General features: G+C 48.8%; 24 protein-coding genes. 22 read left to right on the top strand and 2 right to left on the bottom strand.

From position 1 onward, the window contains the following. Positions 1 to 10 precede the first annotated feature (10 nt). The 18 genes from ispE (at position 11) to LX98_RS16710 (ending at position 13,738) form a co-directional block, all read left to right on the top strand. A complete protein-coding gene (gene ispE / locus LX98_RS16795) occupies positions 11 to 958 on the top strand; it encodes a 4-(cytidine 5'-diphospho)-2-C-methyl-D-erythritol kinase (protein ID WP_496429958.1) in 948 nt (315 codons plus the stop codon). Between the two features lie 112 nt (positions 959 to 1,070). Next, positions 1,071 to 2,012, top strand: coding sequence for a ribose-phosphate diphosphokinase (locus LX98_RS16790; protein WP_312743993.1), 942 nt, complete (start codon positions 1,071 to 1,073; stop codon positions 2,010 to 2,012). Between the two features lie 44 nt (positions 2,013 to 2,056). Next, on the top strand, positions 2,057 to 2,776 hold the full coding sequence (locus LX98_RS16785; RefSeq protein ID WP_496429957.1) for a 50S ribosomal protein L25: 720 nt from the start codon (positions 2,057 to 2,059) through the stop codon (positions 2,774 to 2,776). Positions 2,777 to 2,785: 9 nt separating this feature from the next. Beyond that, positions 2,786 to 3,358, top strand: coding sequence for an aminoacyl-tRNA hydrolase (gene pth / locus LX98_RS16780; RefSeq protein ID WP_496430626.1), 573 nt, complete (start codon positions 2,786 to 2,788; stop codon positions 3,356 to 3,358). Between the two features lie 506 nt (positions 3,359 to 3,864). Next, positions 3,865 to 4,212, top strand: a complete 348-nt coding sequence (rpsF, locus tag LX98_RS16775; protein ID WP_312743999.1) for a 30S ribosomal protein S6 — start codon at positions 3,865 to 3,867, stop codon at positions 4,210 to 4,212. Continuing rightward, entirely contained in the window at positions 4,196 to 4,606 is a 411-nt protein-coding gene (locus LX98_RS16770) for a single-stranded DNA-binding protein (RefSeq protein WP_496429956.1), read from the top strand. Before rpsF ends, LX98_RS16770 begins: the two co-directional genes overlap by 17 nt. After that, complete coding sequence (rpsR, locus tag LX98_RS16765) at positions 4,606 to 4,857, top strand: 30S ribosomal protein S18 (protein ID WP_376753428.1); 252 nt, start codon at positions 4,606 to 4,608, stop codon at positions 4,855 to 4,857. The genes LX98_RS16770 and rpsR overlap by 1 nt, the downstream gene beginning before the upstream one ends. Positions 4,858 to 4,907: 50 nt before the next feature. Then, positions 4,908 to 5,525 (top strand): YceD family protein, encoded by a 618-nt coding sequence (locus tag LX98_RS16760; protein ID WP_496429955.1) that lies wholly within the window; start codon positions 4,908 to 4,910, stop codon positions 5,523 to 5,525. A gap of 38 nt (positions 5,526 to 5,563) precedes the next feature. After that, positions 5,564 to 5,746: a 50S ribosomal protein L32 gene (rpmF, locus tag LX98_RS16755; RefSeq protein WP_312646209.1), complete on the top strand. Its 183-nt coding sequence runs from the start codon at positions 5,564 to 5,566 to the stop codon at positions 5,744 to 5,746. Between the two features lie 45 nt (positions 5,747 to 5,791). After that, positions 5,792 to 6,787 (top strand): phosphate acyltransferase PlsX, encoded by a 996-nt coding sequence (gene plsX, locus LX98_RS16750; protein WP_312646210.1) that lies wholly within the window; start codon positions 5,792 to 5,794, stop codon positions 6,785 to 6,787. Between the two features lie 21 nt (positions 6,788 to 6,808). Beyond that, the gene (locus tag LX98_RS16745; RefSeq protein WP_496429954.1) at positions 6,809 to 7,783 is read left to right on the top strand and encodes a beta-ketoacyl-ACP synthase 3; all 975 of its coding nucleotides are present in this window, start codon (positions 6,809 to 6,811) and stop codon (positions 7,781 to 7,783) included. A 121-nt stretch (positions 7,784 to 7,904) separates the two neighbouring features. Further along, positions 7,905 to 8,720, top strand: coding sequence for an SDR family oxidoreductase (locus tag LX98_RS16740; protein ID WP_496429953.1), 816 nt, complete (start codon positions 7,905 to 7,907; stop codon positions 8,718 to 8,720). Positions 8,721 to 8,791: 71 nt separating this feature from the next. Continuing rightward, positions 8,792 to 9,727 carry an ACP S-malonyltransferase gene (gene fabD / locus LX98_RS16735; protein ID WP_496429952.1) on the top strand — a complete coding sequence of 312 codons (936 nt, stop codon included), beginning with the start codon at positions 8,792 to 8,794 and terminating at the stop codon, positions 9,725 to 9,727. Between the two features lie 41 nt (positions 9,728 to 9,768). Continuing rightward, complete coding sequence (fabG, locus tag LX98_RS16730; RefSeq protein WP_496430625.1) at positions 9,769 to 10,512, top strand: 3-oxoacyl-[acyl-carrier-protein] reductase; 744 nt, start codon at positions 9,769 to 9,771, stop codon at positions 10,510 to 10,512. Between the two features lie 56 nt (positions 10,513 to 10,568). Next, entirely contained in the window at positions 10,569 to 10,799 is a 231-nt protein-coding gene (gene acpP / locus LX98_RS16725; RefSeq protein ID WP_312646215.1) for an acyl carrier protein, read from the top strand. 121 nt (positions 10,800 to 10,920) lie between these two features. Continuing rightward, positions 10,921 to 12,174 (top strand): beta-ketoacyl-ACP synthase II, encoded by a 1,254-nt coding sequence (fabF, locus tag LX98_RS16720; protein ID WP_496429951.1) that lies wholly within the window; start codon positions 10,921 to 10,923, stop codon positions 12,172 to 12,174. 171 nt (positions 12,175 to 12,345) lie between these two features. Next, entirely contained in the window at positions 12,346 to 13,095 is a 750-nt protein-coding gene (rnc, locus tag LX98_RS16715) for a ribonuclease III (protein WP_496429950.1), read from the top strand. Between the two features lie 175 nt (positions 13,096 to 13,270). Next, positions 13,271 to 13,738, top strand: coding sequence for a peptidylprolyl isomerase (locus tag LX98_RS16710; protein ID WP_496430624.1), 468 nt, complete (start codon positions 13,271 to 13,273; stop codon positions 13,736 to 13,738). Between the two features lie 37 nt (positions 13,739 to 13,775). Here LX98_RS16710 and LX98_RS16705 read toward each other — a convergent pair whose 3' ends face one another. Further along, entirely contained in the window at positions 13,776 to 14,447 is a 672-nt protein-coding gene (locus LX98_RS16705; RefSeq protein ID WP_496429949.1) for a hypothetical protein, read from the bottom strand. Then, positions 14,444 to 15,418, bottom strand: coding sequence for an NHL repeat-containing protein (locus tag LX98_RS16700; protein ID WP_496429948.1), 975 nt, complete (start codon positions 15,416 to 15,418; stop codon positions 14,444 to 14,446). Before LX98_RS16700 ends, LX98_RS16705 begins: the two co-directional genes overlap by 4 nt. 210 nt (positions 15,419 to 15,628) lie before the next feature. On the opposite strand from LX98_RS16700, the gene folD reads away from it, so the two are divergent. The 4 genes from folD to LX98_RS16680 all read left to right on the top strand — a co-directional run bounded on the left by folD (position 15,629) and on the right by LX98_RS16680 (position 18,524). Further along, complete coding sequence (gene folD, locus LX98_RS16695) at positions 15,629 to 16,486, top strand: bifunctional methylenetetrahydrofolate dehydrogenase/methenyltetrahydrofolate cyclohydrolase FolD (RefSeq protein ID WP_496429947.1); 858 nt, start codon at positions 15,629 to 15,631, stop codon at positions 16,484 to 16,486. Between the two features lie 28 nt (positions 16,487 to 16,514). After that, positions 16,515 to 17,303 (top strand): 3-methyl-2-oxobutanoate hydroxymethyltransferase, encoded by a 789-nt coding sequence (gene panB / locus LX98_RS16690; protein ID WP_496429946.1) that lies wholly within the window; start codon positions 16,515 to 16,517, stop codon positions 17,301 to 17,303. Positions 17,304 to 17,495: 192 nt separating this feature from the next. Next, positions 17,496 to 17,777, top strand: coding sequence for a hypothetical protein (locus tag LX98_RS16685; RefSeq protein WP_496429945.1), 282 nt, complete (start codon positions 17,496 to 17,498; stop codon positions 17,775 to 17,777). A 69-nt stretch (positions 17,778 to 17,846) separates the two neighbouring features. Then, positions 17,847 to 18,524 (top strand): hypothetical protein, encoded by a 678-nt coding sequence (locus LX98_RS16680; RefSeq protein WP_496429944.1) that lies wholly within the window; start codon positions 17,847 to 17,849, stop codon positions 18,522 to 18,524. Positions 18,525 to 18,797: the final 273 nt, after the last annotated feature.

Here is an 18,797-nt window from a genome sequence, read left to right as displayed (position 1 = left end):
GTTTTTCGTCATGAGTGGGAGTGATATGGCTGTGACCGAAATCGTCGTGCGGGCACCGGCCAAAGTGAATCTTTTAATTCGGATATTGGATCGATTGCCCAATGGGTATCATAATTTGTGGTCTCTTATGCATACGGTCGATGTCTTTGATCTTCTCCGAATTAGACTTAACCCTGATCGGGATGGTCTTGTCTTAACGTGTGGAGATGCTCCGTTGCCGTTGGATAAGGGAAATTTGGTTTATCGGGCGGCTGAATTGGTGCTTCAGCGTTCTGAAAAGAATGTAGGGGTTGATATTGAGCTAACCAAAGTTATTCCCTTGTCGGCTGGTCTGGGAGGGGGGAGTAGTGATGCCGCTGCCACTCTGTATGGCCTTACCCACTTGCTAGGGTTAAATTGGGCTTTATCTGACTTGTGTGAGGCGGGTGCAACACTTGGAAGTGATATTCCATTTTTTTTTAAAGCACCTTGTGCGGTGGTCCGGGGATGGGGCCATGAGGTGGCGGCCTGTTCTCTCAAAGGCGAACGGTGGGTCGTTCTCGTCAATCCCGGCTTTCCGATACAGACAAAATGGGCATATAAACAGCTGTCCTCCCAACGGGAGGCCGTCAGACCTTTAGGTGAATTTACGGATAAAATAGATCGTGAATTGAGTCTTTCCTGGGAAGAAGTGATCGGGATAATGGAAAATGATTTCGAATCGCCGTTGTTTTCGTTTTATCCGATTTTGGGATTCATTAAAGACACGTTGCTTTCCTTTGGGGCTCAAGCCGCATTATTATCAGGGAGTGGAGCCACCGTATTTGGGATTTTCCGCACTCAGGAAGAAGCTCGACAGGCATCCACCCGGTTGCGCCGTGATACGAGCTGGAGAATCTTTGATGTCCCGATGGGTTCGACGGATTTACCTCATGACCCGTTCCATGTTGGCTCTACTTCTCAGGTTTCCAACGTGTAAATTCGCTGGTTTGAGTTGACAAGGCGTCGATCGTAGAATTACCTTTGCTCTGCTTTTTCTCCTGAAAATCTGCTACGGTTCAGGTTCACCCAGGCAAGTTGAGACTACCACCATGCTCAGAGATTTAAAATTGATCACGGGTAACTCCAACCTTGCGTTGGCCAGAGAAATTGCCCAGTATATTGGGCAGGATTTGAGTCAGGCAACGGTTACAACCTTTAGTGACGGGGAGATCAGGGTTAGAATTGATGAGAATGTTCGGGGAGGCGATGTTTTTCTGATTCAATCCTGCTGCCACCCGGTGAATACTTCGATTATGGAGTTGTTGCTCCTGATTGATGCGGTCAAACGATCATCAGCTTCCAGAATCACGGCGGTCATTCCTTATTACGGATATGGGAGGCAAGATCGAAAAGATCAACCCCGAGTGCCCATTAGTGCCAAATTAATTGCGGATTTGATCACCGCAGCCGGCGCGAATCGGATTCTGACCATGGATCTTCATGCCGGACCGATTCAAGGATTCTTTAATATTCCCGTTGATCACCTTTATGCCATGCCTGTGATGTTGGACTATATTAAAAAGCAAAATGTTTCTGATTTGGTGATCGTTTCCCCTGATGCGGGAGGGGTCGAGCGAGCGAGAGCATTTGCCAAACGACTGAATTCCTCCCTCGCGATTATCGATAAGCGGCGGGAATCCCCAAATCAGGCTGAAGTGATGAATATTATTGGTGATGTTCAGGATAAGCATGCGTTATTGTTTGATGACATGATTGATACGGCGGGAACCATTGTCCAGACAGCTCAAACCTGTATGGATAACGGAGCCTTGTCAGCCTGGGCTGGGAGTACCCATGCAGTCCTGTCTGGTCCAGCACTGGAGAGGTTGCAATCGTCTTGTCTCCGTGAGGTAATGGTAACAAACACCATTCCTTTAAATGGGAAGGATCAGCAATGTCCAAAATTGAAGACTCTCACGGTTGCTCCTTTGTTGGGTGAGGCGATTTTGAGGATTCATCGTGAAGAGTCGGTGACATCCTTGTTCGTATAAATTAGCTAACTGTTCATTCACTCTCTTTAGAAAAGGGCAAGACGATGAAATATGAACTTGAAGTTGAAAAACGGGATCAGGCTGGAAAAGGCGTTGCGCGGCAACTACGGCGACAAGGGAAAATTCCTGGAGTTCTATACGGAGGAGGAAAGTCTGAATTTGTGGCCATGGACCACAAGACGGCCCGCAATCTGGTAATTTCTCAGGTTGGTCACACTGGATTGCTGACTGTTCGGATTTCCGGGGGGCAAGAACGAATCGCAGTCCTCCAAGACCACCAAATTGATCCCATTACCGGGGCGATTCTCCATGTGGACCTTTTTGAAGTCTCAATGAAAAAAGCCATTCGCGTTAAAGTTCCCGTGACGATTATCGGAGAAGTCCCTGTTGGCGTGAAAGAGGGGGGTATTTTGCATCAGGTGATGCGCGAACTTCATATTGAGTGTTTGCCGGCTCAAATTCCGGATCATATTGAAATCGATGCGTCAGGATTTGGGATTGGTGATGGTATGCATGTGAAGGAAGTTACTGTCCCGACAGGTCTCAAGATTTTGGATGACGAGGATCTCATGGTTGCCCATGTTGCCACGAAGATGTCCGAAGCGAAACTAGAGTCCCTCTTGTCTCGCGAGGTGGCTGAAGGGGTAACTCCAGTTGCCACAGCAGAAAAACCTGCAGAGGGGGCTGCCACCGGAGGGGCTGTGGCGGCGGCAGATAAAACGAAGGCCGCATCAGACAGTAAAGCGAAGGAAGGCAAGAAGTAGCCCTTGCATGTGGTGGTGGGACTTGGAAATCCAGGAGAGTCTTACAAATACACGCGACACAATCTTGGCTGGATGGTTCTTGAGCAGGCGGCCGATCGTTGGAGTGTGACTTGGGCCAAGCAGGAAGATGGGTTTCTCGGTCAAGGTGAAGTTAAAGGCCATCCGGTTTTGCTTTTTCTTCCCCTTGCGTGGATGAACCAAGCTGGGGTTGCCGTTCGGTCTGTTCTTCAGAAGTTGTCTCCCAACTTGTTTGATCTTATTGTTGTCCACGATGATCTGGACCTGCCTCTGGGAATGATCAAGATCAAAACCAGAGGTGGCCCTGGTGGCCATAATGGTCTGCGGTCTGTTTTGTCCTGCCTGGAAACGGAAGAATTCTCCAGGGTTAAGGTTGGCATAGGGCGTCCTCAGAACAATGAAAGCCTGGCGAATTTTGTGCTTTCACCATTTCTTTCAGAAGAGTGGGAGCAGGTTGTCTCAATTCTTCCGAAAGCCGTTGATGCGTTGGAATGCCTTATTTGTGAAGGGCCGGCTATTGCCATGAATCGATTTCATGTGCGGTCCTCTGAGACAGGTCTGTAAATATTCGTGTATTGACCATTCTGCCTGGCCATAGTGGATCAACCGTCCGGTAAAAATTCGTAGGGTTGAGCTGAGGCAGCCTCTCTCGTTTTCAGGCATTTTGCATGAAGAAAATGACCTTGGAAATTCAAAAAGTTTTGAATGGGAGCGGATGTTCTCTCGCCGACCTGAATGATCATTCAGCAGGACATTGAGATTAGAGATTAGATGAAGGGGTGAGTGGATTTTGACTGTTTTTAAAGTGCATCTCTCCTGGTGAGGGACCTGTATCCCGTTTTGGGTTTGGATATCAGAATTCCACAGCCTGCCGCTTGTTTTTAAGTGCTAAACGGCCAGATTCACTAAAAAACAATGGCAGGCTTTTAGATTCTGAATTAGCACGTTCTATTCCTGAGAGAGGTTTGACACTCCATTTTACCCTATGGTAGCTTGTGTCCCCTTTTGTGATACAACACGATTGCTCTGCCTGAAAACTAGAAAAATACTGTCAGAGGGAAAGGTTACGTATGAAACTGTATGAATCATTGTGTATTCTTCGTCCCGTTCAAGCGGAAACAGAAAATGAGCGAGTGATTGAAAAAATGAAGGAAGTCCTGAGTCAGGCTGGAGCGAATATTTTAAAGTTGGATAATAGCGGGAAAAAGAAGCTGGCCTATGATATTCAACATGAGCGAAAGGGGACCTATATTACGGTTCAATTTGAAGGGCCACCTACGGTCGTCTTTGAATTGGAGCGCTTTCAGCGCATGGAAGACCAGGTGATGAAATTCATGACGGTGCGGCTGAACCCAAGTGATTTGGTAGCGGTAGGTGAAGCAAGTGTGGAGGAAGCAGAAGATGGTGGGATTCAATAAAGTCATATTGATTGGAAATCTGACTAGAGATCCCGAGCTTCGGTATACACCCAGCGGCACTCCTGTGGTTAATTTCCCGTTAGCGGTTAATCGTCGGTATCGTCAGGCCGATGATCAAAAAGAAGAGGTGTGCTATGTTGATATTGTCGTGTTTGGACGACAGGCTGAACATTGTGGTCAGTACCTTAATAAAGGTGACGGGGCCATCGTTGATGGTCGCCTACAACAACGGCGGTGGGAAACGGACGACGGGCAGAAGAGAAGCAAACATGAAGTCGTTGCTCAAACAGTAACGTTCTTGCCGAAAAAATCCTCCTCGGGTACCTCTGGGGCAGGAGTGAGTGAGGAGTCTACCTATGATCCGGAAGAGTATTATCCAGACCCCATGCCCTAATTTTTAGCCTAGGAGAGGTTTCTGTGGAAAAAGGACGATTGTTTCAGCGGAAAAGAGTGTGCCGCTTTTGCTTCGATAAGACGCCCCTGGATTACAAGGATGCAAATTTATTAAGGAATTTTCTCACGGAACGCGGACGAATTATTCCTCGTCGAACCTCTGGAAATTGCTTGCGGCATCAAAGAAAATTAACCCAAGCCATTAAGCGTGCCAGGCATGTGGCTATTCTTTCATTTGCAGAAGAACACTGAGGTCACCAATATTCTTCGAAACGGGGCAGGTAGAAAGGTGTGGTTGTTAAATGTCTATAACCATCAATCTACTTGATGTTCCCCCCACAGGTCTTCAAATTCATCATGAGTTGAGGCCCTCGGACTTATTGCTCTCCCATGATGAGGGAATCCCTATTGGGAATTTAAGTTGTCATGGAGATCTATTTCTGACCGGGGAGCGGTCAGCACATTTTCAAGGGAAAATATCCGGAAAGATGGCCAGGGAATGTGTGCGTTGCCTGGATCAATTTGAGGAAGATTTATCCCTATCGTGTGAGGTGGAATTTAAAAAGGCCGTGAAAGCGGTCAATGTGATTGTGCCGCACAGGGATAAAGGAAAAGGGACAAAGGGGCGTGACAAATCCGTCGATGAGAATGAGACAGAGGAAGATGTATACCCGATTACAGGAAATGAAATCGACCTTCTTCCTGCTATTCGAGAGCAGGTCATCCTTGCTACTCCCCTTCAATCTTTATGCAATGCAAACTGTCTCGGGTTGTGCCAAGTATGCGGGAACAATTTAAATGATGGCATATGTGGGTGTTGTACCCCAGTGACTAGCTCAGCTCCAGTGGCAATTCAGCAAACAATATCAAATAAAAATCCACCAAAGCGCTCCTCTATTTCTGCTCGAAGAGGATCGTGAAGGCATCAGTCACCTCTTAACTGAAAAGTTGGACTATTATGGCAAATCCTAAACACAAAATTTCTAAAGCCCGGAGAGATAAGCGGCGATCTCATCTCAAGCTCACCCCGCCAAATTTGTCTACGTGTCCTCAATGTCATGAGCCCAAGCCGTCTCATACGACATGTTTAAATTGTGGAACCTATAAGGGCATCGCCATTATTTCGGTTGAAGAGGGATAAACGGTATTTTCCTTCTCGAGTCCGTCATCTTTTAACACCAAACCCATGAAAATAGCCGTGGACGCGATGGGGGGGGATCATGGATTATCTCCCAATGTCGAAGGAGCCATACAGGCTACAAGGGAATCCTCTCTCTCGATTATCCTGGTCGGGGACGAACCTTCTCTCCAATCTCATCTGGACAAACTCGGCGGCACCAAAGCCGGCATTGAGATTTTTCATGCGCCACAGGTTGTGGATATGCATGAATCTCCTGCGTTGATTGCCAGAAAAAAACGAGATTCTTCCATATGGAAAGCCACAGAATTAGTTAAAAATAAGCAAGCAGACGCGTTGGTGAGTGCCGGAAATACTGGTGCTACGATGGTGTCAGCATTTTTTCTTTTGGGATTGATCCAAGGGGTAGAACGACCGGCAATCGCTGCGACATTGCCGACTCGCCAGGGTAAGGCAATCATGCTGGATGTCGGCGCCACTGTTGATTGTACGGCTCGCCAACTTTTTCAGTTTGGGATAATGGGGCATGAATATGGTAGGCATCTTCTGGGAACTGATCGTCCAAGGGTGGGTCTATTGAGTATTGGAGAAGAAGATACCAAGGGGAATGAAGTCACCAAAGAAACCTTTAAATTGTTGAAGGATAGCCCTATTAATTTCATTGGTAATGTTGAAGGGCGAGATGTCTATAGTGGGAATGCCGATGTCATTGTGACCGATGGATTTATTGGAAATGTGGCCTTGAAAATTTCTGAAGGTTTGGCGGATGCGATAAAAAAAATGCTGATGAAAGAAATTGCCCAGTCAGCTCTGGGTCGGCTTTCCTATCTATTTGTGGCCGGACCCCTTCTGCGGTTACGGCGAAAAACCGATTATGCCGAATTCGGCGGAGCTCCACTTTTAGGGGTTGAGGGGATCAGTATGATTTGTCATGGTCGTTCCTCCTCGAAGGCGATCAAAAATGCTATTCTTCGAGCCCAGGCTTTGGCCGAAGGTGGCTTGATTGAGGAAATCCGAGGGGACATTGCCCAAGGGTGCAGGTGAGTTCAACGCGGTGTTTCATATATGAATAGTCTGATTTTAGGGACAGGGGCCTATGTACCCAAGCGAGTCCTGACCAATGCGGATTTAGAGCGCATGGTTGAGACCTCGGATACCTGGATTATTGAACGGACAGGCATCAGGGAGCGCCGTGTGGTTGACCCAGAGCAGGCCTGTTCCGATTTAGCTGTTGAGGCCGCTCAGCGTGCGTTAATTGCTGCTGATGTAGCCCCATCGGAGATCGACCTGATTCTTTTAGCCACCTGTACAGGTGATTCTCCTCTTCCTTCTACTGCCTGTCTCATCCAACATCGGTTAGGAGCAAATCGGGCAGCGGCTTGTGATATTTCCGCCGCCTGTTGTGGGTTTATCTATGCGTTGGCTATTGCAGATGCTTATGTGAAGAATGGTATGCGGCACGTATTGGTCATTGGTTCCGAAGTCATGTCGGCGATAACCGATTGGACCGATCGCAATACGTGCGTTTTATTTGGCGACGGAGCTGGGGCGGTGGTGGTAGGGCAAGGTACTGAAGGTTCGGGGATCCTTTCCACCCATTTGCATGCCAATGGCGGACTCTCTGATATGATTCAGGTTCCCGGAGGCGGATCGCGGGAACCGGCATCCAAAGAGGTTCTTCAAGAAAAACGATGTTTTATAAAAATGAAGGGCAATGAAACGTTTAAAATCGCCGTTAAATCAATGGAGGAGGCCACCAAAGAGGCATTAGAGGCCAATAAATTAGCAATGGACGATGTCGATCTATTCATTCCTCATCAGGCCAATATGCGGATATTGAATGCCGTGGGCCAGCGATTGGGGTTGGCTCGAGAAAAATTGATGATAAATTTAGATCGATTTGGTAATACCTCTGCAGCATCGATTCCGTTGGCGCTCGATCAAGCTGTCCGGGAGGGAAGAATTCATAAAGGGAGTGTGGTGTTATTGGCTGCATTTGGTGCAGGTCTAACCTGGGCTTCAGCGGTCGTTCGTTGGTAATGTGACTGCCGGCGGATTTCTCCTACCTGAATGAGATTATTGCCATAAAAGCAGAGGAAGAATCTGAGGTTTCCATCAAGAGCAAACCAGAATATTTTGGGGGTTTAAAGAGAGGGGAATTATGTCTGGAACGACCTCATGGGGTGATAATGATTGGGCGTTGATTCTAGGAGTCTCTAGTGGATTTGGGGAGGCGGCAGCTATGGAGCTGGCCAATTTAGGGTTGAATATCTGTGGTGTGCATCTTGATCGAAAATCAACACAAGCGAATGCGGAGCGCATTGCCTCCCAGATTCGCTCACTCGGCCGAGAGGTCCTGTTTTTTAATGTCAATGCGGCCGATCCCGAAAAGCGTGTCGACATTTTGAAGGCACTGAAGCAACGGGGGGAAGAATCCGGGAGGCCAGTCTGTGTCAGGGTGTTGTTGCATTCGTTAGCTTTTGGGACCCTGAAGCCGTATATTGCGGAATCCCATACAGAGGCCATCAATAAAGCACAAATGGATATGACGTTGGATGTCATGGCTAATAGTCTGGTGTATTGGACGCAGGATTTAGTGGCACAAAAATTTTTGGGAACTGGGAGTCGCATTTTCTCCATGACCAGCGCCGGAGGCGCACGAGTCTGGCGAACCTATGGGGCGGTTTCCGCTGCAAAGTCGGCCCTGGAATCTCATACAAGGCAATTAGCGCTGGAACTGGCTCCTCTGGGTATCACGGTAAACTCCCTGATGGCAGGTGTCACCGATACTCCGGCTTTGCGTAAAATACCCGGTTCTGATGAAATGCTGACATTAGCCAAACGAAAAAATCCTTCAAACCGGCTGACTACGACCCAAGATGTCGCCGATGCGTTAGGCCTGTTAAGTCATCCGAAAGCTCATTGGGTCACTGGAAATGTGATTTGTGTGGATGGTGGAGAGTTTATTGTTGACTAGTTTCAGGAAGTGGGAGGAGCCATGTGGTGGACTGTCCTGAGTCCTGGCATTTTAAAGAGTGAACGCCAAGCATGAAGCCAGTATTTGGTTTTCTGTTTCCTGGGCAAGGCTCTCAGTCTGTTGGCATGGGCAAGACTCTTTTTGATAGGAGTCCTGCGGTTCAGGCCCTCTATAGGGAAGCCGCCGATATCTTGGGGTATGATATCGCCGCCTTGTGTTTTGAGGGGCCGTCGGAGCAACTCAATCGAACCGAATATACGCAGCCGGCATTGCTGGTGACTAGTCTCGCGGCATTTCAACTGGTCCGTGAAGGTCCTCTTCTTCCCGTTGCAGTTGCCGGTCATAGCCTGGGCGAATATACCGCATTAGTAGCGGCCGGCGCGCTGGATTTTCGAGAAGCGGTTAATTTGGTACAGAAGCGCGGACGTTATATGGCCGAGGCCGTGGCTCCTGGAAGCGGGTTAGTTGCCGCGATTTTAGGCCTTTCGGAAAAGGATGTTCGAAGCATCTGTCAAGAAGCAGGATCTGTGGGAGTTGTGGCTCCGGCCAATTTCAATTCTCCAGGCCAAACGGTCATTGCGGGAGAAAAAGCTGCAGTGGAACATGCGGCAGACTTGGCCAAAGCACGTGGAGCGAAGCGGGTCATGCCGCTTCCGGTCAGTGTCCCCGTTCATACTCCATTGATGCAGGTTGCTGCTGACAGCTTAAAAAAAGATATTGATTCTCTGAAGTGGTCTGCTTTAAAGGTACCGTTGTTTAATAATGTGGAAGCGAAAGCCTTGTTGTCAGCGGAGGAGGTTCGTGAGTCCCTTGTTCGACAATTACCTTCTCCGGTGCGGTGGCAGGAAACCATCCAGGCCATGGCGCTGATGGGCATCACACATTTCGTGGAAATCGGCCCAGGGAAAGTTTTGACGGGATTAGTGAAGCGCATCGTTCCTGAGGCCACCACGTGGAATGTGATGGATCAGGAATCCTACGCCCACGTCCTGTCGCACTACGCCTAGGGACAAACGGGATCGAATTTTCAAGAAGGATTTGACCAATGTTGTTGACGGAAAAAATTGCAGTGGTGACGGGTGGTGCCCAAGGAATCGGGCAGGCGATTGCGACTAACTTGGCCAAGGAAGGTGCGGATGTGGTGGTCGCCGATCTTGATGCCGAACGTTGTCAAGAAACCGTGGATCTTATCCAACAGTTAGGTCGCAAAGCGTTGGCGGTTTCGGTCAATGTTGGCGATTGGGAACAGGCCAAGGGAATGATGGAACGCGTCCTCAAAGAATGGGGGCGAGTGGATATCTTGGTCAATAACGCAGGTATTACGCGAGATGGCTTGCTGATGCGGATGAAAGAGGAGGATTGGCATGCCGTTCTCCAGGTCAATTTGACCGGCACGTTTTTCTGTGCCAAGGCCGTTCTGCCTTCCATGAGCAAGCAGCGAAGTGGTCGTATCGTCAATATTGCTTCGATTGTCGGAGCGATCGGGAACATGGGCCAGGCTAACTATGCGGCGTCAAAAGCGGGTGTGATTGGTCTCACCAAAACAATTGCCCGGGAGTATGCCAGTCGAAATATTACAGTCAATGCCGTGGCTCCGGGATTTATTGATACGGCGATGACCCAACATCTTTCGCCAGAAATTAAAGAGGGATTACTGAATCAAATTGCATTAAAGCGGTTAGGGCAACCTTCGGATGTTGCCGATGCAGTGTGTTTTCTGAGTTCAGAAAAGGCCGGGTATATTACCGGGCATGTGTTACATGTAAATGGCGGGATGCATATGGCGTCCTAGCCCATGCGCAACAGGATGTGTCATTCGATAAACTTTGTAAGGAGGAGGAGCCAACAATGGCAGTTGAAGAGCGTGTCAAAAAAATTATTGTGGAACAATTAGGTGTTGAAGAAGATGACGTGGTCCCTGAGGCCAAGTTTGTGGAAGATCTTGGAGCTGATTCCTTAGATACCGTGGAATTGGTAATGGCCTTAGAAGAAGAGTTTGAGATCGAAATTCCGGATGAAGATGCAGAAAAAATTCAAACGGTCTCGGCGGCCATCGATTTTATTAAAGAAAAAGTCTGAAAAGATCATCGATGACTGTGCGAAGGTGCGGTTTGTCCATAGTTGATCGCGTGCGTCGAGGAGGTAAAGCCCAGGGTTCATTATCTGGGTTTTCCAGCCATGATATGTACGGAGTGCCTCAATGACTGAATGGAAACCACGACGAGTGGTTGTGACAGGATTGGGATTGGTTACACCTTTAGATATTGGTGTATCCAACACATGGGATAAATTATGCAAAGGCCAATCCGGAATCGGACCCATTACCCGATTTGATGCCAGTCAGTATTCGGTGCAGATTGCGGGGGAGGTTAAGAACTTTGATCCCTCGACGTTTATTGAGAAAAAAGAAATTAAAAAAATGGATACCTTTATCCATTTTGCCCTTGCCGCCAGTCAGGAGGCGGTGGATGATGCCAAGCTTGTCGTGAACCCGGATGAGGCGGACCGTGTGGGGGTCTATATTGGAGCAGGCATTGGAGGTCTTCCGGCCATTGAACATTATCATAAGGTGTTGCTGGAACGTGGCCCCGACCGGGTTTCCCCATTTTTTATCCCGATGGTCATTATTAATTTGGCATCCGGGCAGGTGGCGATCCGTTTTGGTGCTAAGGGTCCGAATGCCTGTACGGTCACGGCCTGCGCCACAGGGAATCATTGTATTGGGGACGGATTTCGGCTGATTCAGCGGGGAGAGGCCGATGTGATGCTGGTGGGAGGATCGGAATCGACCATCTGCCCGACAGCAGTTGCTGGATTTGCCGCGGCGAAGGCGTTGTCCAGGAGAAATGATGAACCGAAACGGGCCAGTCGGCCTTTTGATAAAGACCGTGACGGGTTTGTCATTGGCGAAGGTGCCGGTGTGTTGATCCTAGAGGAATTGGAACACGCCAAATCTCGAGGCGCGCGCATTTATGCCGAGGTGATCGGCTATGCCATGAATAGCGATGCCTTTCATATTACCGCCCCACCAGATGATGGGGCCGGTGCGGTGACCTGTATGGAGCGTGCGATTCAGGATGCGGGAATCGCCAAAGAATCTGTGGGATATATTAATGCTCATGCCACATCCACGTTCGCCGATCGGATTGAAACGCAGGTCATCAAACACGTCTTTGGGGACCGGGCCTATTCCATTCCTGTGGGTTCAACCAAATCCATGACCGGCCATCTATTGGGGGCTGCCGGGGGAATTGAAGCAGTCTTTTCTATTTTGGCTATGCACCATGGCATCATTCCTCCGACGATCAATTTGGAAACGCCAGATCCCGAATGCGACTTGGATTATATTCCAACTCATGCCAGATCCTGTGCCATTGATGTAGCCATATCCAATGCATTTGGATTTGGTGGGGTCAATGCTTGTCTGGTATTCCGGCGTTGGAAGGAAGAGTAGGCAGCATGGTCCCTTCCTGATTAGATTGTTTCGAGAGGGGTGCCTCTCGGGACGTCGGGTGCCGTTGCCCCGACCTCGCCACGAAAAGATATGATATACTACGACGTTTAACTCAAGAGATAAGAGAATAACGATCATGCGTGTCAATATTACCAATTCTTTGTAGATCTCGTGGCTGCTCTTGCATTTGAAGACATTCAGGAATCGTTGGAGTATAAATTTAAGCAGCAAGCCCTGCTATGTGAGGCGCTCACCCACCGTTCATTTTCTCAAACTCAACCCCAGGCGGTGAGTCCCCACAATGAACGGTTAGAATTTTTAGGGGATGCGGTGTTGGGATTGGTTGTCAGCGAAAGTCTTGCGGCGATGTTCCCGGACTCTACAGAGGGCGAACTCTCCAAGATTAAAGCCGGATTAATTAGCCGATCCACTCTTTCGAAAGCAGCAAGCCGTCTCAATTTAGGGCAGTGGTTACGATTGGGTCGGGGGGAGGAAGCCACCAAGGGCCGAGAAAAAATATCGCTGTTAGCCAATGGCCTTGAAGCGATCATTGGGGCGGTGTATCTTGATGGGGGGTTGGGTGACGCGAGAGCGTTTATTCAAAAAGTTTTGACCACGGAATTTTCTTCATTACAGAACAACTCTGTGTCCTCAGTGGGGTGGGATGGGAAAAGCCGTTTGCAAGAGTGGACGCATAAACAATTTGGAGCAAGTCCCCAATATCGACTAGTTCGAGAATCCGGCCCGGATCATCAAAAAGTTTTTGTTGTCACGGTGGAAATTCAAGGAAAAATAATGGGTCAGGGAGAAGGTCGGACGAAAAAAGAGGCCGAACAAGCTGCGGCAGCGCAAGCGATGGCACAGGCTGGGCTTGATGTTTCAGACGGGCCCAATCATTCAATCAAGAAATCAATAGATTAGCCATGGAGGAGGAATTATGAGGGGTGTGTTGCAGCCACGGACTTTAGCCAGCGGTCTACGTCAGCTCTTGATGGTGATCGGACTGTTCACCATTGTCACTGCCGGTGGTTCTCCTGTCCCAAACGAGGCGGCAGCGGAAGAACCATCGAAGGCTGAGACCAAGGCACCTCACGTTCTGATTAAAACGAAGTTTGGAGAAATGGAAGCCGTGTTATTTCCGGAACTAGCACCCAAGCATGTTGAAAGTTTTCTCAAATTAGCCAAGTCAGGATTTTATAATGGAACCATTTTTCATCGGGTCATTCCTGGATTTATGATTCAAGGGGGGGATCCTTTGACCAAAGATCCAGCCAATCGAAGCCGATACGGAACCGGGGGCCCTGGCTACACGGTTCCAGCAGAATTTAATCGGATTATTCACGAAAAAGGCATTCTTTCCGCAGCCCGCACGGCAGATCCCAATAGCGCGGGATCGCAGTTTTTCATTATGGCGGATAAGGCTCCCCATTTGGATGGCCAGTACACCGTGTTTGGGGAAGTCGTGAAAGGTCTCGACGTCATCGATACGATCGTGAGCCAGCCTCGTGACCTGAAGGATAATCCTCTAGAGCGAATTGAAATGACGATAGATCTGATTCAATAACTCAGAGAATGGCCAGAATGTGGATGTAAGATGCCGATCAATTGACCGGTTCGGTGGAAGGTTGGTCAGGTGCATAATCAAATCCACTGGGAATAATGATGCGCCCTCCCGCACCGGTTTGGCGGGCGAGTTGTTCTGCCACATCAGGATGGCGTTCCCGAATATAGCCGAGTAATCCATGTAAAAAGCGATGGGAACGAATCCCTGGTCCGGAAAATTCTTGAATAAAGATTTGGGCTTGGTCTAACACGTTGGTGACCAGTGTGGGTTCTAATGGTTGGCGCTCACCAAAGACCTTAAATTCCTTTCGTAATTCTTCACCGAAGGCTGGCAATCCGGCTTCTGGTATTTGGATCAGACTGAAGCTTCGTCGAAGGCTTTGGAGGCCTTCCAGCACCTCGGCATCTTCCGCATCACGCCGATCTTGAAAAAATCGATAGGCTAGAGCCTCAAAGACATAAAATATTTCAGTCGCCCGTTCTCCACCGAGATCCAGTAATTGTCGATAGAACCCTCGCCGTTCGAGTTCAAACCTGTTCCCAACACGTTTTTGCTGATAGTCATCATTGCTCTCGAGAAAGACGCAGGAAGTCGGGCAACTGATATTCGTGATGCGGTTTGTGCCGCAACATTGACTGCAAATCATGCCTCCAAGTGCGGGACAAGCCCGTTTGCCTTTACGTTGATGACAATAGAGGCATTTACTCATTCGCCGGGATTCTTCTTGAGCCAGCCCATTCCATAATCAGACCAGGATCGGGGTTTTTTGTTAGGTTTAGCATTAGAGGGACGCTCAAGACCATTAATCTCTGCACCATTCACATACAGGTAGGGAACCATAATCACATGATTGACCCGATCGATTCCGATTCCCGCAGGGGACAACAGAAACTCCGCAATCACCTCTTTTTTGTGATTGGCCAAAATTCTCCAGACTTTCCCTGCTGTCAAATCGGACACATACATGGTGCCATATTTGTCGAAATCAATACCGTCTAAATTATGGAAACTACCGGTAAACAAAGTGTTGGCAAACAACTCCTGAATCGTCCCGTTTTCGTCAATCTCAAAAATTTTCCCATCCTCCCATCCGACACCGACCAGATGCCCATTCCTGGGATGAATGGAAAGTCCACGCGGGTGCGATAAGCTTTCATGCTGGGCAAAAACCTTCACGGTATGATCGTGGGTGGGGTCTTCAATGTGATAAATGGTATTGGAATCGGCATCAGAGACAAAGAGCCCGCCGTGAGGATCCGCCACCAGCCCGGCAAGGGATTGACTGTGAAATTGTGTGAAGGGAATAGAATTGAGTGATTGTCCAGTGTTTTTGTCAAATCCCCTGACCACATTTAGATCGGCCACATAAAGTGTTGAACCCACAATGGCCATCCCTTTCGGTGAGTTCAACGTGACCGACTTTTCCCCACCTTGGATAAAGTGAAGGTCAATCATCTTACCCTCTGTCGTCACTTTACTAATAAAACCCTTATTTTCACGTGTTCCAGGGTCTCCGTTGGCATTGGCGATGAAATAGACCTGCCCTCCATCGGCAATCATGCTTTGCGGGAACGCTAAATTCGTCACCTCCTCGGCATAGATCGCCGTCCAACAACTCAGCAGCAACAGACTGGTAAGGATCCCATTCCTGAAAGAGGCAGCAAGACAATATGGTTTCATGAAAACAACCGAACTTTCGCTGAGACGATGTTAACGATCAGAGCAACAAGGGATGCCTAGAGGAAAAGCTAAAGTGGCATGGTAAGTGAGGATTTTGTAGGGTGTCAAGGAAGGATAAGGCAGCCATTTCGTTGACGAAGATTTTCCCTGCCTGATATCGTAAAATACCCTAAACAAGTGGTTTGACCATTTTCAAGTGAAGGAGTCAACGTGTCCGCACAGATAATTGATGGCAAAGCCTTAGCCCAGGCGATTCGAGAGAGCATTGCAGAAGAGGTTCGCCTTCTCGAAAAAGACACAGGGGTCAAGCCCGGATTAGCAGCTGTGTTAGTGGGAGACGATCCAGCCTCAGCTGTTTATGTTCGGAACAAGAAAATAGCCTGTGAAAAAGCCGGGCTCTATCCCCAGGAACATCGTCTGCCGGCGTCCACGACTCAAGAGACCTTATTGCGATTGATCCACCAGTTGAATACCGATACTCGAATTCACGGCATCCTGGTCCAGCTCCCTTTGCCGCCCGGCATGGACAGTCAAGCAATTTTGCAAGCCGTCTCTCCCGAGAAAGATGTCGACGGGTTTCATCCGGTCAATGTCGGGCGGTTAGTCACAGGCGACCCGGTGTTTGTTCCCTGTACGCCTAAGGGGGTCATTCAGATGATCGAGTCGACGGGACAAGATATTGCCGGGAAACGAGCCGTAGTGATTGGTCGGAGTAATATTGTAGGAAAACCCGTGGCCATGTTGCTTTTGCATCGACATGCCACCGTCACCATCTGTCATTCCCGCACCAAAGATCTTCCCGCCGTCGTTCGTGAAGCCGACATCGTGATTGCGGCAATCGGGAAACCTCTCTTCGTCACCCCAGAGATGGTGAAACCGGGGGCGACCGTGATTGATGTGGGGATTAATCGATTAGCCGATGGAAAGTTAGTCGGGGATGTGGATTTTGAACGGGTTACAGAGCGAGCGGGATGGCTCACACCCGTTCCCGGCGGTGTGGGTCCGATGACAATCGCCATGTTGCTTCAGAATACCGTGGAATCTGCCAAACGGACAGTCGGCACATAACCCTCAGGTTACACAGAAGTTGGCGTACATGACGATTCCTGAATTTATACAACATAAAAAACAGGGCAAAAAGTTAACGGTCGTGACCGCCTACGATGCGCTGTTCACGCGGATTGTGGAGCAGGCCGGGCTGGACGTCATTCTCGTGGGCGATTCTCTTGGGATGGTCGTGCAAGGCAAGTCTAATACCTTATCGGTGACCATGGAAGACATGCTCTATCACACGCGGTTAGTGGCTCAGGCCGCCACACGAGCCATGGTAATTGGAGATATGCCGTTTATGTCCTACCAGCCCAGCGTGGAAGATGCGGTGCGGAATGCGGGGCGCTTTCTGCAAGCGGGGGCCGCCGCCGTGAAACTTGAAGGGGGAATAGCAGTGATTGATCGGGTAGAGGCCATGACGCGTTTTGGCATTCCCGTTATGGGTCACGTTGGTATGACACCACAGTCAGTGAATCAATCGGGCGGGTATTCGGTTAAGGGGAAGGCCCAGGATGAAGCCGAAACTATTGTGAATGATGCCAAGGCACTGGAAGCCGCCGGGGCATTTGCCGTGGTCCTGGAATGCATGCCGACCGAACTGGCACGACGCATCACTGAAACCCTTTCAATACCGACCATTGGTATTGGCGCCGGGCAAGGATGTGACGGGCAAGTGTTGGTGCTTTACGACCTGTTAGGCCTTTTCGATGACTTTGTCCCGAAATTTGTCAAACCCTATGCACATCTGAAGGCGGATGCCTTGCAGGCGCTCCGGCGGTATAAAGAAGAAGTTGAATGCGGAAAATTCCCCACCCATGCTGAAAGTTATCATTAAAAAATAAATCCTTACCCCATACTCCTTACGATCTCTGGGCTGAACGTTTTCCACACTCTGCCAACCTTCAATCTTTCCAGACTACCCGCTTTCCATCAGCAACTTGACTAACTTCGTCACTCTGTGAACTCATCAAAGGGTTTGTTGCTATGCGGATCAGTCTAATTATTTCAAATTTCTCGGGTACAAGTAATGAATGTCACTGAAGATAGCCTACGGGAATACATAGAAGTCTTTCATTCTTGCCTTTCGAATACAGCCGATAGTTATCTTTCGTCCGAGATCGGGAAGGAGTTGTTTCATCTCTCCCTCTTGCCAGCTCGCATTATTGGATATGTGTCCACGCAATTTGGAACAGCCATCGAGTACTTCCCAGCTGAAACCACGGTCATCGAGACACAGAGAGGCAGTGCAAGAATTGAAGGCCTGCTGGTGTCCGCACCAGCTTGGCTTCGCGAAACGGGCCATTATTGAGCATTATTGGCTCAAATAGCGGCATTTCAGATGCGACGCTAAGCGGTGCTTTTCCATTTCGGCTGATGAATGACGGGGCAGAGCTCTTCATTAAAAATATCAATTTTGAAGCGAGGGACTGGAGACATCATTTTCATTATGGCGAAATGTACGGTAACCGTTCTGCTCAATTTTGGAGCCGAGAAAGAGCTATCTCGCGAGCGAAGGATGAAGTTCTCGCAGCTCTTGTCGAAAGCAAAAGAGCACAGGAACGACACGACTCTATTCGTCAGTACATTGAAACCTTTAAGCAGAAAACAGTGCTACTCTTGGGGCCATTATGACCAAGACGGAATGGCTCGTCTTGTCGCCATCGGGGATGCATTAAAGCATCTCGGGTACGATCCATTGCTGATTAAGGATGTTCCAGACCACCCCTATCACGATCTTGCACAAAAAGTAGTGGCTATCGGTGCAATCGCTCAATTCGTCATAGTAGATGATTCTTCAAAATCGGGGCATCTGACAGAGGTTGAACTCTGCAAGCAGAATCGCTGGGTGACAGTTCTTCTTCGGGTCGATGGCCAAGGTGGCTCATGGATGACAGCTGCCGCTTCGACCTTTAGCAACGTCATTTTGGAGAAGGCATATTCACTAGACACACCTGATGACGCTATTTCCGAGGCTGCTGTGTGGGCAGAGAGAAAGCTACAAGATGTTCAAAGGAATATGGATGCAACCTACCCATGGCGGGAAGAGGCCAGCTAATATGGTAATCAATTTGCCGGTCGCAACAGTATTATTTCGCCTAATCTTAGGAAAAGGGGAAAGGGTTTGTGCGTATTTTTCCGCAAAGCGTTATTGTGGGTTTCTTGGGGCTACCTATGATTGGATACAACTTTAGTCATTAGATTTCAAACTTTTCGTCTTGATTGGTGCATGGGCATCACGGGAGTTCACGAGCAGTCTAAGAAAGGCTCATTATCCATTTTCCGCGACCTCGACCTGTTAAGCCAGCCTATGACTTTCTCCCCTAAATTT

This window comes from Nitrospira marina, assembly GCF_059568365.1.
This window is presented reverse-complemented; position numbering and strand designations above follow the sequence as displayed.

Excerpts from the sequence above, each read along its gene's own strand:
- ispE (WP_496429958.1), top strand. The coding sequence starts at position 11 with ATGAGTGGGAGTGATATGGCTGTGACCGAAATCGTCGTGCGGGCACCG.
- LX98_RS16790 (WP_312743993.1), top strand. The coding sequence starts at position 1,071 with ATGCTCAGAGATTTAAAATTGATCACGGGTAACTCCAACCTTGCGTTG.
- LX98_RS16785 (WP_496429957.1), top strand. The coding sequence starts at position 2,057 with ATGAAATATGAACTTGAAGTTGAAAAACGGGATCAGGCTGGAAAAGGC.
- rpsF (WP_312743999.1), top strand. The coding sequence starts at position 3,865 with ATGAAACTGTATGAATCATTGTGTATTCTTCGTCCCGTTCAAGCGGAA.
- LX98_RS16770 (WP_496429956.1), top strand. The coding sequence starts at position 4,196 with ATGGTGGGATTCAATAAAGTCATATTGATTGGAAATCTGACTAGAGAT.
- LX98_RS16760 (WP_496429955.1), top strand. The coding sequence starts at position 4,908 with ATGTCTATAACCATCAATCTACTTGATGTTCCCCCCACAGGTCTTCAA.
- rpmF (WP_312646209.1), top strand. The coding sequence starts at position 5,564 with ATGGCAAATCCTAAACACAAAATTTCTAAAGCCCGGAGAGATAAGCGG.
- plsX (WP_312646210.1), top strand. The coding sequence starts at position 5,792 with ATGAAAATAGCCGTGGACGCGATGGGGGGGGATCATGGATTATCTCCC.
- LX98_RS16745 (WP_496429954.1), top strand. The coding sequence starts at position 6,809 with ATGAATAGTCTGATTTTAGGGACAGGGGCCTATGTACCCAAGCGAGTC.
- LX98_RS16740 (WP_496429953.1), top strand. The coding sequence starts at position 7,905 with ATGTCTGGAACGACCTCATGGGGTGATAATGATTGGGCGTTGATTCTA.
- fabD (WP_496429952.1), top strand. The coding sequence starts at position 8,792 with ATGAAGCCAGTATTTGGTTTTCTGTTTCCTGGGCAAGGCTCTCAGTCT.
- acpP (WP_312646215.1), top strand. The coding sequence starts at position 10,569 with ATGGCAGTTGAAGAGCGTGTCAAAAAAATTATTGTGGAACAATTAGGT.
- fabF (WP_496429951.1), top strand. The coding sequence starts at position 10,921 with ATGACTGAATGGAAACCACGACGAGTGGTTGTGACAGGATTGGGATTG.
- LX98_RS16705 (WP_496429949.1), bottom strand. The coding sequence starts at position 14,447 with ATGAGTAAATGCCTCTATTGTCATCAACGTAAAGGCAAACGGGCTTGT.
- LX98_RS16700 (WP_496429948.1), bottom strand. The coding sequence starts at position 15,418 with ATGAAACCATATTGTCTTGCTGCCTCTTTCAGGAATGGGATCCTTACC.
- panB (WP_496429946.1), top strand. The coding sequence starts at position 16,515 with ATGACGATTCCTGAATTTATACAACATAAAAAACAGGGCAAAAAGTTA.
- LX98_RS16685 (WP_496429945.1), top strand. The coding sequence starts at position 17,496 with ATGAATGTCACTGAAGATAGCCTACGGGAATACATAGAAGTCTTTCAT.
- LX98_RS16680 (WP_496429944.1), top strand. The coding sequence starts at position 17,847 with ATGACGGGGCAGAGCTCTTCATTAAAAATATCAATTTTGAAGCGAGGG.